The sequence below is a fragment of the Mesorhizobium sp. M0074 genome, assembly GCF_040322975.1.
Classification (GTDB): domain Bacteria; phylum Pseudomonadota; class Alphaproteobacteria; order Rhizobiales; family Rhizobiaceae; genus Mesorhizobium.
On the sequence record NZ_JAMYUM010000024.1, the window covers coordinates 26,229 to 40,354 of the forward strand.

The window sequence follows — 14,126 nt, forward strand, 5'->3', positions numbered from 1 at the left end:
GAAAATTGGTTTCAGCGCAACCTCCTGCCACTAGAGAACCAGATCCTTCCCCGATTTCCATCGGCCCTAGGACTCAGGCTCTGCTTGTCGAAGAGATACGCATCGATTTCAATTCAATCTATAGCTCACGCGAAGTTTTCTTGTTGAGAAATGCCTGACTGAGTTTGTTTCTGCTGATAAATCTATTGCAAGACGTCATATCGCCGAAGGAACGCGCTCTTTGCTTCGCGCGGCGAAAGGAAGCGTACCTTTACTAGGGCGGGCGCAATCCGTTCGCGCTTAGCCCATTCGTCCGTGCCTGCCGGCATGATCTGAGCTTGCTCGGCGGCCAGCACACGCAGATCGGCTTGCTTGATTGCCGGGCTTGACTGAGTGCTAATACCAAACCGCTCAGCGATCGCGCGCTGCATCTCAGCTTCAATCTGCCTGTAATCCGGAAGCATCTGTTTGAGGGGACGCGTGATATCGCCGAGGAAAGCTTCCGCCGCATCGTGCAGCAAGGCGGCCAATGGATCCTCTTCCACAAGGTCGCTGACCAGCAGGCTGTGCTCGGCCACAGAATAGAAATCCAGACACTGGCCCGCGTAACGACACTGAAGCGCCAGGCCGTGGGCAATATCCTCGATGGTAAAGTCGCTAGTATGAGGCGACAGCAGGTCCAGCCAGGCGCCACTGTGCAACATTATCGAGGGTCCGACATCGACCTTCACTGCTGTTACCCGCTGCCTGCTCCACGCCATCCCCATCTCCCCTAAACTACCGCTCTGCTATCACAGATCAATGAACTTGCAAATTTGCAATTTCTATCTTATCCGAGATGGATGAGGCTGACAACTGAAGAAGCATCGAGAATAGCGAGAGACCTCAGGATTGCCTTAGCTGATCGGCGCCTCTCTGCAGCTAATGCAGCACGTCTGAGCGGGATGCAGCCCAGTCGCCTCAGCCGCATACTACGTGGGCAGTTTGCAACAGCAAATCCCAATGTCGTTCAAATTTGCACGTTCTTGGGCGTGACGCTCCCGCGGAGCCAGTACGCCGAGGGCGCTGCACGCATAATTGGCAGCGCTCTAGAGGTGTGGAACGGAAGTCTGGATGATGTCGAGGACGTGGTTAAGCTGTTTAATCAGATTGCCGCCCTGCGCCGTCGCTAGCGCAGCGCAAATGCAGCGCGAAATATTGGGGCTAGGGTTGAGCGCGGCGGGCAGTCCGCAATGGCCCCCCAATCGCGGCCATTGGTAATGCTCGCCGGAGCTGCGGAGCGGGCAGGGCTACTGACGACGAAAACACACGCCGTTCGCCTTTTGTGCTTCGAAAGTCGCATAAAAGGGCAGTGTGGAACTCAACGGCGGCTCATTGGTTTTGCGGGTTCAGCTCGTGGAAAAGGTCCGTCGGCCTTCATGAACGCGGGTTTCGGCATCGCCTACCTCGATTTGGTCGATGAACGCCGGACAGGCGAGGCGGAACCGTATCTCGCCCGAGAGCACATTCGCGCGCATGATTTCGACGAACGCGGCTATCTTTTCATCCGCAGTGAGAAACCTGCGTTTGACGGATGCAGTGGTGCTACGCTTGTGGAGCCCCGGGGCGTCTCTATGCGGCAATCCCTCATCGTGAGCCGATGCTATTGTGCAAGTTTCGCAGCACTGCGGGTGGCGATATCGCCTAAGACAGCATGAAGAAGCGTTCCAACTTCCTGTTCGGCGACCCCGGGTGCAATTCCTGATTCGGACAGTTGAACGAGAATTGCCTTGGCGGTGTTGCGCCAGAAGGCGTTCGCGTCCTCCCCGTTCTTGGATTCCAGGACCCGGGCGATCCCTTCGACCAACTTCCGCCGCCGATGCAGCGGAAACGCGCTAATGTTTGAATCACACATCGATCACCTCACCCCTTCAGTCGCGCGAATAAGCATTGGCGGGTGAGAAAATTTGGTTAACAGCGCTTTTGGACAATGGTCCGCAATGGAATAAAGCGTCTACCCAACAAGCCACGAGGTGTGCCGCGTGTTGATGATCGGCGCGTGCTGAACGGCATCTTCTGGGTGCTGCGCTCCGGTGCTCCATGGCGCGACCTGCCTCAGCGCTATGGGCCGCGCACCACCTGTTGCAACCGCTTCGTCCGATGGCGAAAGCAGGTGTGTGGCTGCGCAGTAACGAGTCTAAGGCCTAAGGTTTGCGGAGCCTCACGCCGGCGCGGCTGCCGTTCTGCGGGATGAACTCGACGCCGGCGGCCTAGAGGGCGATGCGCAAGGCAGCAACGGTTCGCTCTTGTGTGGGGCTCTGTCGGGCCGCGACATCTACTTAATGTCTACTTTAGACAGTCGCCGCGACCACTTTTGATAGCAAGTCAGGGTCGCGGGATGCCGAGCCGCTTGAAATACCGAGTTAGGTCCGGGTGCTCGCGATCGTCCTGCCTCAACCGCGTCGTCATCGCCGGCGAGCGCCATAACCAAACCGGGAGCGCTTATTCTCGACGGAGCACCGGGCATTCTCTGGTTGTGAAGACGGTGCTTGATCACCTGCCGCCTGAGTGTGTCTTCGCTTACGTTGTAGTCGTGTCTGAACAGATCAATGGCCCTCTGGACCGCGATCGCCTCTGCCCGTGGGATGTAGAGCGGCCGAAGCCGTTCGGCTGTTTCTGGCGCTGTTTTGACAGGGAGCGCATTGGTCATGCGGCCCATCGCGCTTTTCTGCGGCCCGCCGTTTCGCCCGACATCAGGGAACGATATCGCCTCCCATGTATTAGAAACCGATGGACACTCTGGAACCCCACGGCCACGGGATGGCGGCCGATCTTTTGACATCGGAAGTTGCCAATGCCAGGCAGCATCCACCGGACCGAGCTCGCGCTTCAACGCACTGAAGAAATGCTGGCCGAAAATCTCGCGCTGTGCAGCAGGATACGAACTGCGGTGGAGGCCGCAGACCGCTTGATGAAGATCAATCCCCCCAGCTTTGATGGAGGTCGCGCGGGTTGAACTGGGCCGGCGTTTCATTTTCGCGGCCTTGCGGCACCCTGCCGCAAGAGCCTGCCCTGTTGGCATCACAGCGTGAGCAAACATTGGACAGAAGCATTCCAACGTTCACGATGTGCAACACCGACGCTAGATCGACACGAATCTTCAGTTCAAAGAGCGAGGATTAATGCTGCGGCAAACGAAGGGGGCACGGGGGGCCTTCGCGCGAGCCAGCTATCCGATCTCCCGCTCAGAAATTTCTCCAAATATTCCGACCTCCTGATGGAACCCATTCGTTGCGGGCGAGTTGCGGCTCATTGGTCGGACTTCCCGAACATGACAACGAGCAACAAAGCAGACCATCAGTCTGTCTCCGAAGCGTTTCGGAAACTGATCCGTTCCGATGGCTATCGTCATCACGTACAAACGTTCTTAAATCTGGAGGTCGAACCAGAACTGCCGCCAACCCTCGTCATTACTTGCGGCTATTGATCGGGCCAAACAGGGCCCGACGGAAGAAGGTCCCTAGCCGCTGGCTGAGCGTCAGGTCAAAGAATATAGAAGCTCGCTTCGTGGCTTCTCCCCCTGATTCCCACTCAGAAGTTATCAAACATTCTGCTTGATTTTTCTCGACAGAGGATCATGAATGTTCCCTTGGGTTCTCGCTGAGGTGGGAGGCCTTGTATGAACGTTTGGACGAACTGCCGACCCGACAAAGTGACTGCCAAACACCTTGTTCACGAGCTGATCCTACAAGCCCGTCGCGGCCCAATCATCTCCGTCAAAGAGACTATCGCAGCGGTGCGCCGAGACGGGCCACATCTGGCGGAAACTGACTGCGAGCTGGTGGAGCTTATTGTCAATGTTGCCCCAGCCTTTGGCCTGTTCGTCGGGTTCGATCTTCGCGAATAGCCTCATGGCAACCCATTGGTTCTCGCCTGCGGTGTACGTCAGGACAGACCGACCTGGGATTATGGGAGAAAGGCGGCTCGAGGCGCGTCAATAGGATCGAGGAGGAGCATGAGGGTCTTCGCGAGCTGGTGTCCGATCCCCACCACAGAATTCTACAAAGATTCCTGACTGTCGCGGCCTAGCACCGTACAATTGTACGATTCGTACATGGCGTTGATGTCCGTCAGGAAGTGAGTAGATTCCCCTTCGGCGTGTCCCTGGGGAGGGCTGGATGAGCGTCGCGCAAAGGGTCGGTCCGCTTCTAGAGCAAGCAATCACTGTACTCCTCAACAGGGCGGACCGTCGCGACACGGTCTCGATAAAAGCGGCACTACGCGAAGCGCGGGAGACTGCGCCTTATTTGGTGGCCTCCGATGAAGAACTGACCGAGGCGATCGTCGAGGCAGCAACTGCCATGGGCCTCTGCGTGGCTTTCGACGGTCGCGAGTAGCTGTCAGGCAAGTTCGGTCACTATGGCATCGCAACGGAAGCGCGCCGTCCTGCGCCATTTTCCCATTTTCAAAAGTTAGAGGTAATCCGCAATTACCTTCGCAACCTGCTAAATCTGCCTGTAGAACGGGAGCTGCCGGCTGAGCGAAGGTATTTGCTGGAGGAACTTGATAAGGTCGACAAAGAGTGACCGCATGGCCCTCCACTGGTTCAACCCTTCCCCTTTATATAGGTCCCGATTGTCGGCAGCGATGAGCCGATCGCAAAGCCAATATGAGTTCTAATCCGCCAGCGGTCTGAACCACGAGGCCTAAAGGCGCAACCACGATTGTTAGCGGGGCCGTTTGCAACTTCGGCTAAAAGGAAACGGCAGAGTTGATCTCGAAGTGCTATATCAGGCGCGTTGCCGCCTGGCGGCTGTACGTGGGCCACAACCTGACCGCCCGTGATTGGGAGCCACATGGCTAAAGCGGCTGTTCCGCTATTGAGTCTCGACATGCGTTTTCGGGACCCACCCCGTCGGATTCAATCGCGAATCCCGCATCGATCGCGCTTCGCGCAATGAGATCGCCAAGTTGCCAGTCCGTGAGTTCGCAAAAGGGAAGCATTCTCCTCACGGTGTGGCTAACCTCGGATATCGAAATGCTCGGGCTGCCGATGTTGTCGATCAGGTGGCGGACAATCGCTTGGCGAACGTCCGATAAGGTAGGCGTCTGCGCGAGCGCATGCATCACCGGCCCTATGAATGGAGCCGTGGTTCTGCGGCCACGGCTGTTTTTAAGTCGAACGCGACTGGCACACCGTGAATAATGGATGCTGCCGCCAAGAGCTCCTCCAGCTCGCGGTCGGTGGCCCTGCATGCGGGCATGAGTGTTCGGATGGCGCGGATTGCCTGTGCTATCGAAAGGAAGTGGGCCTTGCCTCTGGAGAGAACATAGGCTTCGGCGGCTCTTTCAACCGTGACTGTGTCAAAAGTGGTGGTCATCGAGAATTCCTCCCTGAACCCTGACCCACACGATTTACGGCACGAATTCGGTAGCTTGCAAGGGTTTGTCTGATTTAGGACAATTAGGCGGAGGCTAGGCCGAAGTGACTTTGCTCCTCGTCGCCGTAGGCACCATGTGTGAGTTGTATCATTCCAACGCGGTCGACAATTGTGATCTCGCCGCGCCTGGCGTGAACCAGCCCCCGATACTCAAGCATTTGGAGGGCGGTGGTAACGCCCGGGCGCCGAGCGCCAAGCATGGTCGCCAGAAACTCATGCGTCAGGTAAATCTTGTTCCCTTCGACGCGGTCTTGGACCATCAGCAACCAGCGGGCCAGCCGCTCCTCGATTTTGGAGTGGCCGTTGACCAGTGCCGTCCGGGACGACTGGATGAGGAACGCGTGGGCATAGCGAAGCAGTGACTCGCGAAGGGATTGGCTCTCTGCAATCGCAGAGCGAAGAGGTTCAACCGGGAGGATCCAGCCATTACCTGCGACTTGGATATAGGTTTCATTGGGCGACTTGTCCTGGCCGAGAATAACGGCAACTCCTGTCATGCCGTCGTGGCCGACGATGCCGACCTCGCTTTGCCGCCCTCCGGTCATCGTAGCGACCACCGACGCGATGCCCATCTCTGGAAAATACACACGCTCGATCGGCTGATAAGAGACTTCCAGCTGGTCTTTGATGTTGAGTTCGACGTGATGCAGTGACGGCCTCAAAAGCGCGAAATCCTCCGAGGAGAGGGTTTTCAATACATGGTTGCGAAGAAGGGATTGGGGCATGGCTCTCTCTCCCATGCGGGCAAGAGCACGTACCTCTTACTGTCGGCTGCGTCCGACGCGCTGGCGGCCGATGTGGGAAGCATAGGCTTCAAATGTGCGGTTGGCAAAGAGTCCGTGCCTGGCGAAAGGCTCGGGGAATGTCGGCTTGAGTCCCGTAGGTGGTGGGCGCTTCTTATGACTTATGAGCCCGGTCACGAATGTCCGGAACCGGCCTAAGCAGATCGGCAGGTTTCGAGCATCGAGTTGGCAAAAGCAGTCGTTCAGCTCACGTGATGAGTTTCGGGCGCCGTCGCCTTGCGCTTACCGACATTGTGCTTCACCCGTTCCGGCCCTCTTCTTAAGCGCAGTAACTTTGAAACAAATCCTGCCGGCAGGCGTTCCAGCATGGCGGGCGGCGTTGCCGTTGCCGGAGGACCAATGCCCGGCGAATACAATGACATCGTCATCCCCCAAGACCACGATGCATCGCCACTTCGGGAGGAGGAGTATTTCGTCCTCTGCCCGGCGTGCGGCCAAGCGTTCGACATCAGGTGTATGGCAGAGGCGCTTCATCACAACGAGCTAGGCCACGAGCCATACGACCTCGACTCGTAGTCGGCAGTGATCGACGACCGTGGATGAGCGTTTGGAGATGTCCCTTCAGGCCTCTATACGAGCCGGGTCGAGACCAGCACCGAGGGTAAGCTCTCGCTCATCTGGCCGGTCGCGTTGCCGACCGATCGGCCTGACGAATCCCTGTCGCGAGGGCGGATCTTCGCCGGCACGCTATGTCTTGACGATACCTTGCGGGCTTTCAGCAGCGACTTGATGCCGTTGTGGTCGTCGTCGATGCGGCCGCGGCCGACCGAAAGCTTCGACAATGTATGCACCGCATGCGACAGTTGTTGTTCATCCAGGGCGACGGCGCCTACTCCACCGCAACCATGTCGCCCAGTTCTGTCACGACGCTCTGTTGCCGGCATCGGGTGCCGGGACCAACATGTGATCTCCATAATGCGTAAGAGCCGAAGGCCGATCGCCGGCAACAAGGCGCTCATTGCAGAGAAAGGTTAACGATCGATCGGATGCCCGCGTTGCCTTCACGCGCAATGTTGCTGGGCGCCTCCTTCGACAGCGCGCACATGCGACACGTCCTGGCCGCGCGCGCCGCCTGTTGCCGAGAGCGACGATCGCGAATGCGCGAACGGCTGGACGGCAGGTGAAGCGGGGTCGCGATAGGCGCACATCGGACTTGCTTCACCGGTAGTCCGAAGACGCCAGCGACGCTATCTGACCGAAAGCAAACAGAAGCGAGGCGTGCCCCACTGAAAGCACAAGCAAGCGCAAAGGTTACTAGACTGATGCTCGGCTGGCGGCAACTTGCTCGCCAGCCGAGTTGAGTTCACGCGGTGGTCGGGGGAGACTGGCCAGCCACACGCTAGTGATTCCAACCTGAGCCGATGTGCCAATCAGCAACCGTCGTCGGTCTTTTTCACCTGGCCTGGCGCCGCGGTATTGGCTGTCGTGTCCTGCTGACCAGGCGCAGCCTGCTGAGCGCTGCCAGTCTGCTGGCCGGGCGCGCAGTCCCTGGCCGAGTTCGGATTTGTGGTGCCGCTGGTGGTGGTCGTGTCGGTGCCCTGATCGCCGGACATGTTGGTCCCGCTGCCCGTCGTGCCGGTGCCCTGATCGGTCGTGCTGGGCATGGTTGTCGTGGTCGAGGTTCCGCTGGTCGAGGTTCCGCTCGAAGTTCCGCTGGTCGTCTGGGCAAAGGAAAGCCCGGCCGACACCGCCAGCACGGCCGAAGCCAAAAGGATGCGTTTCATCTTCTTTCTCCTGTCTGAATGCGCGGGGTGCGCTGGCAAATCGAACAGGCAGACAGAAAGAGCGTTCCCCGATGAAGTTCAACTTTTGTAACTCTGGTCGTAGGTCAGCCTTAGGATGGCGGGCGTATATTAGAAGCCTCTTGAAGAAGACGCTGCCCGCACCAGATCCATGGCATGGCTCGGGGAAGAGGCATTGGTGACCAAGTGTCGATTACTGCCACGGTTCGAAGGCGGATAACAGAGGACCGCGTAAGCGTCTCAATCCCAGGTTACGACTTCGCACATTCCATCATCGACCACACCAAGGTGAACCGAGGCCAGCAAATCGACCTGAAAGGCGAGGTCACGCGCATCGACGAGGACACCGTGACGATCGACCTCGGGCCATTGGTCACGGTCGACCGTGACAAGGTCCGGCTAATGGAGAAATATCGGCCGCCAAAACGACGAAAGGCACTTGTCGTTGCCCCGGATTAGAACCGACAACATCGCGACAGGCTATGAGGGCAGGCCGCATGACGGGCCGGTAGAGGACGAGTCGAAGCACTTTGTCTACTGCCCAGTCTGCGGCCAAACGTTCGACGCACGCGATCTTGGACAGGTCTTCCACCACGCTGAGCCGCAGCACCAGCCGCTTCCGGTCGAGCAATAGTCCAGCTAGTTGAGCTCCGGCGGCAGACCGACGTTTGAGACCCTTCAGCGCGCCACCGACGTACGTTGGATGAGAAAAGGGTGCTGCGTGCACCGCACCTTCCCCGCGCGCCGATGCTCCACCTGGACCGCAAAAAAGTCCCGCCGCACTGCCAGAACGGCGGGACCGATCAAACGCTTTGCACCAGGCGGGGGGATGCGGGGGGGTGGGCTTGCCAAGTGAGCGCGGACCGTAACCAACCCTAAGCGCCACAGCGGCAACGCGTCCACCAACCGCCGGTTGGAGCGACAGGACGATTGAGCCGCCGGCAGGTCAGGTCATCCCGGGTCGCTATCGCTCGCGACCAGACGGTAGCGGAAATTGTTGCGGATGTGGTCGTTGAAATAGCGGCCCTTGGCGAACGCGGCCCGGAACGCGGCAAAGGTTTCCGGCGGTACCCCCTCAAACTCGTACCGCTTGCCGCTGGCGACGAACCACACCGAGAGGGTCCTTCTATCCAGATCATATTCCATCTTGCGGATCGAAGTAGATGGCATGAGCACCACAGGCCGAGGCCCGCGCCTTGCGGCGAGCGCGGGCCGATCGGTATACCGATCTGCAGCAATACCTGGAGGGGAGGATTTGCTGCGTGCACCGAACTTTCGCGGCGGTCCCGTGTTCCCAATCGAGATACACAAAAAGTTAGCTGCACCTTTCGGCATCACGCGGACGTTGGATTTCTGAGAAAGCGCGAGCGTCAATACTGACTTCTGGTGATGGAATTTTCCCGTGAGATAGGCACGCTCCACGGCGAAAGGAGTGCCCCGCCCTGACCGTCCTCGCCTACGACCTTGCCAATGATATCAAGGGGTCGTGGAAAGTCGTCTTTGTGCCTGACGAACTGCATCTGTATGTCCAATTCAGTCCGCCAGGCGCCGACACAAACCCGGCTGATTGGATGAGCGTTGATGATTTCCTTGCATGGCGGCCGAAAGGCGCACTCCACGAGCGAGCGCGCGACAGCTTGGTTTCGCTCATTTGCAAGGCGCTGACAGGGCGATGAGACACGGGAAACCCGCACCGAGATCGAGTGCGAGCGCCGCGAGTGGGCCTAGGGCCCCACAAGCCAGTGCCACCCCGCCGCCGGCAAACCGCGGCGGGCGAGTGCCTCGGGACACGATGGTAGATTGCCAATGCGTTCGCGCGTGTGGCCTTAAGTCGCAAATTATTGGCTTCAGAAGCAGGGCGTAGGGCTTCATTGACGGTGCTACCAACACCATATGGTGATCCATAGCCCTCCAAAACGAGACAAGCTCGCCCCGACGGGTCGCACTGCGGCCGTCAGCCGGCAATTGCCATGAACTAGGAAACCATCATGCCTGAAAATATCAGATTAACTTCGAGAGATGTCCCCCTCATTCAGCTAGGCCTCTATCAGTGCCGCTTCCCGGTGAGCGAAGACCCGTCAGTACCCGGCGGTTATCGTTTTTGTGCTGGGCCAACTTCGCCGGATCGCGTCTACTGCGATCACCACCACAACATTGTGACCGCCGTGGACCCTCGTCGAGCCCGTTCGGGTCTTCACCTCGCTCAACGACGCGCCGCGTAAATCTGGCTGGCGGCGGCCTCCCGGCCAGGCGCTATGCGCTCCAAGGCCATGGCTACGACCTTTCCGTCGGCTCGGTCTGGCCCATCCTCCCTTATGCCGTCTTCGCCGATGTATCCCCCGTCGCCCGATTGAGAACGACGACTTCTCGCCGAGCCTTTCAGCTCGCTACTCGCACAAACGCGTCGGCTCCAAAGGTTTGTCTGTCAGCACATCTTCAATGTGCCCGCGCCTGAAGCCCCAACATCTTCTGCGACCAAACCGCGTACCTGGCACCGCCGATCGGTTGCTGCGGCGGATTTTCGCTGTTCGCAGCTGAACAATGCCTATCAACCTTGTCATCGCACCTAGTCGCACATAGCGGCCGTTCGAATTCTCATCGCTCGGCGCGATGTTTGGTCCGTCTGGCCAGAAGAGCGGAGCAAGCCATTGACACCCACGAAGTTGCTGATTGGGCAGATCGCTGTCGTATTCGCAATTGTCATTCTTGGCGTGTGGACTGCAACCCAATGGTGCGCCCACATGCTCTCCTATCAGCCGCCACTCGGCGCGCCATGGTTTGTGACAGTCGGCTGGCCGATCTACCAGCCGTGGAAACTGTTCGAATGGTGGTTCCAATTTGACGCCTATGCGCCTGAAGTCTTCGACAAGGCTGGCATACTTGCCGGAGCCAGCGGGTTCCTGGGCTGTGCCGCCGCGATAGCTGGGTCCCTCTGGCGCGCACGGCAGCGGGGGTTGGTCACCACCTATGGGTCCTCACGATGGGCCATGAAGCTGGAAATCGAGAAGGCGGGGCTGTTTCAGCCGGCCGGCGTTTTCCTTGGCGGACTGAATTATCGCTATCTGCGCCATGACGGACCAGAACACGTCATGGCCTTTGCGCCGACACGTTCGGGCAAGGGCGTCGGACTCGTTGTTCCAACCCTTCTTTCCTGGACCGGCTCGGCCGTCATTCACGACATCAAAGGCGAGAACTGGCAGCTGACCTCTGGCTGGAGGTCGAAGTTCTCGCACTGTCTCTTGTTCAATCCGACCGATCCGAGATCGGCGCGGTACAACCCGCTGCTGGAAGTGCGCAAAGGTCCAGATGAGGTCCGCGACGTTCAGAATATCGCCGACATTCTCGTCGATCCGGAAGGCGCGCTGGAGCGGCGGAACCATTGGGAGAAGACCAGTCATTCACTCCTAGTTGGCGCCATCTTGCACGTGCTCTACGCCGAAGAGGAAAAGACACTCGCCCGTGTCGCCACCTTCCTGTCGGACCCGCAACGCTCATTCGCTGCGACACTGCAGCGGATGATGACCACAAACCACCTCGGCACGGTGGACAAGCCCCAGGTCCATCCGGTCGTGGCCTCGGCGGCTCGTGAGGTGCTGAACAAGTCAGAGAACGAGCGCTCAGGCGTTCTCTCGACCGCCATGTCGTTTCTCGGGCTCTATCGTGATCCAACGGTGGCCGCGGCAACATCGGCCTGCGACTGGCGCATTGCCGACCTTGTGGATGCCGAGCGACCGATGTCGCTGTATCTGGTCGTGCCGCCGTCGGATATCTCGCGCACTAAGCCCCTGGTGCGATTGGTGCTCAATCAAATCGGCCGGCGGCTGACCGAGCGCCTGGAGGGCGATCCAAAGAAGAGCCGCAAGCATCAGCTCCTGATGATGCTGGATGAATTTCCGGCGCTCGGTCGGCTCGACTTCTTCGAGACTGCGCTCGCCTTCATGGCAGGCTACGGCATCCGCGCTTATCTGATAGCGCAATCGTTGAACCAAATCTCCAAGGCCTATGGCGAGAACAACGCCATTCTCGACAATTGCCATGTGCGGATTGCCTTTTCCTCAAATGACGAGCGCACGGCCAAACGCATCTCGGACGCGCTCGGTACCGCGACGGAACTCAGATCGATGCGCAACTATGCCGGCCATCGGTTGGCGCCCTGGTTGTCCCACGTCATGGTAAGCCGCCAAGAGACCGCTCGCCCCCTGCTGACGCCGGGTGAGGTGATGCAGTTGCCGCAGGCTGACGAACTAATCCTGGTTTCGGGATTGCCGCCGATTCGCGCCAAGAAGTTGCGTTATTACCAGGATCCGAATTTCACGGAGCGAGTGCTGCCTTCGCCGGTGCTGCGCGACGGTGCCTACGCGGATCGGCCCACGTCGCGCCCGGACGATTGGAGCGGACAGGTGCGCGGCGTGGATCGGCGTCTTGCTGGCGATGACGACAGTGCCGGCGCGGCAATCGAAGACGGAGGTGTCCAGCAGCAGCGCCATCCGGGCCTGCGCGAAGAACGGACCCTCGTCGTCCAGGAGCCTGATCAGGGCGATCTGTTCACGCCCGCAGACGATGACTGCGAGACGCTCGCCGACAAGCGCGTCATGGATCGGATTTCCACCGCCGCACGTGCGTACGGCCTCAACGAGGGAATGGGCGACGACAAGGACATCGTGCCCGGCTTCTGAACGGCGCGCCATACGCGGGCGCATCTCAGCGTAGATAACGGCCGTAAGCGATTTCGAGGATCTCGACGATGCTCGTTCCCGTCGCCGGTGCATCAGCGCCGGTCAGAGGGAACGAGCAGCATGAAGCCCCACCGCATTCGTCACCAGTTTTTGCTTGAACCCGAGTTGAGCGAGAAGCTGGAGAACCTCAGCCGCAATCCATCGACCACCAAATCGGCCATTGTGGCGCACGCGGTCGAGACCTTTATCGAGCGGCGTGGGGAGAATGAACTCGACCAGCGCTACGGCAAGAGGCTCGACCGTCTTTCCCGCGACCTCGGACATGTCAGGCGCGATGTCGAGATGATCCTGGAGAGCCTGGCGCTCTTCATCCGCTTTTCGATCACGCTTCATGCTCACACGCCGGTGCCGGACAGGGCCACGCAAGCAATTGCCCAGGAGCGCTTCGACAAATTCGTCGAACAGGTCGGCCGCCAAATCGCTTCCGGGAAACGGTCACTTGGCACCGACGATCGCAGGGGAGGGGAAGGATGAGTTCTAATCCGGAAGCCGACCATCGCCGCCGCGTCATGCTGCGCACCGCCATGGGTCCGGCGATCACCGAAGCCCTTGCCGATCCGACCGTCATTGAGGTGATGGTCAATCCCGACGGTGCGCTGCGGCTCGACCGGTTGGGTGAAGGCCGGGTCGACACCGGCGTGCACATGCATCCTTCTGAGGCCGAACGCATCATCCGCCTGGTCGCCTCCCACGTGCGCGCCGAGGCGCATGCTGACAATCCGATTGTCAGCGCCGAATTGCCATCGGGCGAGCGCTTCGAGGGTCTGCTGCCGCCTGTCGTGCTGGGGCCATGCTTCGCCATCCGAAAGCCTGCGGCGAAACTCTACACGTTGGCCGACTATGTCGCCGACCGCGTCATGCTGCCGCTGCAGGCCGATGCGCTGAAGAAGGCGGTCCGCGAGCGGCGCAACATCCTGGTCGCCGGCGGCACGTCGTCGGGCAAGACAACACTTGCCAATGCGCTGCTGGCACAAGCCGCCGATTGCGACGAGCGGGTGATCCTGATCGAGGACACGCGCGAACTGCAATGCGCGGCGAAGGATTGCGTTGCCTTGAGGACGAGGCGGGGGTCGGTCACGCTCGCCGATCTCGTGCGCTCGACCCTGCGGCTCAGACCCGACCGCATCATCGTGGGCGAAGTCAGGGGCGCGGAAGCCCTGGACATGCTGAAGGCATGGAACACCGGGCATCCCGGCGGCATCGCGACGGTTCACGCCAATTCGGCGCGCTCCGCTCTCTACCGTATCGAGCAGCTCGCCCAGGAAGCCGTCGTCACCGTTCCCCGCCGCCTCATCGCTGATGCGGTAGATCTGATCGTCTTCATCGCTGGGCGCGGATCCTCGCGCCGCATTGACGCGATCGCTGAGGTCACCGGTCTCGACAGCAGCGGTGATTACGCCGTCACCCCGCTCACGCTTCCGCAACTCCAGCAGTTTTGAAAGGTCA

General features: G+C 59.6%; 14 protein-coding genes and 1 pseudogene. 8 read left to right on the forward strand and 7 right to left on the reverse strand.

Features of this window, described 5'->3' with window-relative positions; genetic code table 11:
• Positions 1-182: 182 nt before the first annotated feature.
• Positions 183-710, reverse strand: coding sequence for a hypothetical protein (locus tag NKJ73_RS26915; RefSeq protein ID WP_352571675.1), 528 nt, complete (start codon positions 708-710; stop codon positions 183-185).
• 911 nt (positions 711-1,621) lie between these two features.
• A complete protein-coding gene (locus NKJ73_RS26920; RefSeq protein ID WP_352449758.1) occupies positions 1,622-1,873 on the reverse strand; it encodes a DUF6074 family protein in 252 nt (83 codons plus the stop codon).
• 75 nt (positions 1,874-1,948) lie between these two features.
• Between NKJ73_RS26920 and NKJ73_RS26925 the strand changes: the two are divergent.
• The 4 genes and pseudogenes from NKJ73_RS26925 to NKJ73_RS26940 all read left to right on the forward strand — a co-directional run.
• Positions 1,949-2,128: pseudogene (locus tag NKJ73_RS26925) on the forward strand (transposase); the annotation flags it as partial.
• 684 nt (positions 2,129-2,812) lie between these two features.
• Positions 2,813-2,974 carry a hypothetical protein gene (locus tag NKJ73_RS26930; RefSeq protein WP_352571676.1) on the forward strand — a complete coding sequence of 54 codons (162 nt, stop codon included), beginning with the start codon at positions 2,813-2,815 and terminating at the stop codon, positions 2,972-2,974.
• 663 nt (positions 2,975-3,637) lie between these two features.
• Positions 3,638-3,865 (forward strand): hypothetical protein, encoded by a 228-nt coding sequence (locus NKJ73_RS26935; RefSeq protein WP_352571677.1) that lies wholly within the window; start codon positions 3,638-3,640, stop codon positions 3,863-3,865.
• Positions 3,866-4,136: 271 nt separating this feature from the next.
• Positions 4,137-4,355, forward strand: coding sequence for a hypothetical protein (locus NKJ73_RS26940; protein ID WP_352571678.1), 219 nt, complete (start codon positions 4,137-4,139; stop codon positions 4,353-4,355).
• A 738-nt stretch (positions 4,356-5,093) separates the two neighbouring features.
• On the opposite strand, the gene NKJ73_RS26945 is transcribed toward NKJ73_RS26940, so the two are convergent.
• The 4 genes from NKJ73_RS26945 to NKJ73_RS26960 form a co-directional block, all read right to left on the reverse strand.
• Positions 5,094-5,339: a hypothetical protein gene (locus NKJ73_RS26945; protein WP_352479079.1), complete on the reverse strand. Its 246-nt coding sequence runs from the start codon at positions 5,337-5,339 to the stop codon at positions 5,094-5,096.
• Between the two features lie 83 nt (positions 5,340-5,422).
• On the reverse strand, positions 5,423-6,124 hold the full coding sequence (locus tag NKJ73_RS26950; RefSeq protein WP_352571679.1) for a Crp/Fnr family transcriptional regulator: 702 nt from the start codon (positions 6,122-6,124) through the stop codon (positions 5,423-5,425).
• A gap of 647 nt (positions 6,125-6,771) precedes the next feature.
• Entirely contained in the window at positions 6,772-6,984 is a 213-nt protein-coding gene (locus NKJ73_RS26955; protein WP_352571680.1) for a hypothetical protein, read from the reverse strand.
• Positions 6,985-7,572: 588 nt separating this feature from the next.
• Complete coding sequence (locus tag NKJ73_RS26960; protein WP_352571681.1) at positions 7,573-7,926, reverse strand: hypothetical protein; 354 nt, start codon at positions 7,924-7,926, stop codon at positions 7,573-7,575.
• Between the two features lie 204 nt (positions 7,927-8,130).
• Between NKJ73_RS26960 and NKJ73_RS26965 the strand changes: the two genes are divergently transcribed.
• Positions 8,131-8,403 carry a hypothetical protein gene (locus NKJ73_RS26965; RefSeq protein WP_352571682.1) on the forward strand — a complete coding sequence of 91 codons (273 nt, stop codon included), beginning with the start codon at positions 8,131-8,133 and terminating at the stop codon, positions 8,401-8,403.
• A 492-nt stretch (positions 8,404-8,895) separates the two neighbouring features.
• On the opposite strand, the gene NKJ73_RS26970 is transcribed toward NKJ73_RS26965, so the two are convergent.
• Positions 8,896-9,318, reverse strand: coding sequence for a KTSC domain-containing protein (locus NKJ73_RS26970; protein ID WP_352571683.1), 423 nt, complete (start codon positions 9,316-9,318; stop codon positions 8,896-8,898).
• Positions 9,319-10,592: 1,274 nt separating this feature from the next.
• Between NKJ73_RS26970 and NKJ73_RS26980 the strand changes: the two genes are divergently transcribed.
• From NKJ73_RS26980 to trbB, 3 genes are all read left to right on the forward strand, one after another.
• A complete protein-coding gene (locus NKJ73_RS26980; RefSeq protein ID WP_352495884.1) occupies positions 10,593-12,620 on the forward strand; it encodes a conjugal transfer protein TraG in 2,028 nt (675 codons plus the stop codon).
• 120 nt (positions 12,621-12,740) lie between these two features.
• On the forward strand, positions 12,741-13,154 hold the full coding sequence (locus tag NKJ73_RS26985) for a CopG family transcriptional regulator (RefSeq protein ID WP_352541492.1): 414 nt from the start codon (positions 12,741-12,743) through the stop codon (positions 13,152-13,154).
• Entirely contained in the window at positions 13,151-14,119 is a 969-nt protein-coding gene (gene trbB / locus NKJ73_RS26990; RefSeq protein WP_352571684.1) for a P-type conjugative transfer ATPase TrbB, read from the forward strand. The genes NKJ73_RS26985 and trbB overlap by 4 nt, the downstream gene beginning before the upstream one ends.
• Positions 14,120-14,126: the final 7 nt, after the last annotated feature.

What these genes read in the sequence shown, in the direction of transcription:
- NKJ73_RS26920 (WP_352449758.1), bottom strand. Translation starts at nt 1,873, where the DNA reads ATGTGTGATTCAAACATTAGCGCGTTTCCGCTGCATCGGCGGCGGAAG.
- NKJ73_RS26930 (WP_352571676.1), top strand. Translation starts at nt 2,813, where the DNA reads ATGCCAGGCAGCATCCACCGGACCGAGCTCGCGCTTCAACGCACTGAA.
- NKJ73_RS26935 (WP_352571677.1), top strand. Translation starts at nt 3,638, where the DNA reads ATGAACGTTTGGACGAACTGCCGACCCGACAAAGTGACTGCCAAACAC.
- NKJ73_RS26940 (WP_352571678.1), top strand. Translation starts at nt 4,137, where the DNA reads ATGAGCGTCGCGCAAAGGGTCGGTCCGCTTCTAGAGCAAGCAATCACT.
- NKJ73_RS26945 (WP_352479079.1), bottom strand. Translation starts at nt 5,339, where the DNA reads ATGACCACCACTTTTGACACAGTCACGGTTGAAAGAGCCGCCGAAGCC.
- NKJ73_RS26950 (WP_352571679.1), bottom strand. Translation starts at nt 6,124, where the DNA reads ATGCCCCAATCCCTTCTTCGCAACCATGTATTGAAAACCCTCTCCTCG.
- NKJ73_RS26960 (WP_352571681.1), bottom strand. Translation starts at nt 7,926, where the DNA reads ATGAAACGCATCCTTTTGGCTTCGGCCGTGCTGGCGGTGTCGGCCGGG.
- NKJ73_RS26985 (WP_352541492.1), top strand. Translation starts at nt 12,741, where the DNA reads ATGAAGCCCCACCGCATTCGTCACCAGTTTTTGCTTGAACCCGAGTTG.
- trbB (WP_352571684.1), top strand. Translation starts at nt 13,151, where the DNA reads ATGAGTTCTAATCCGGAAGCCGACCATCGCCGCCGCGTCATGCTGCGC.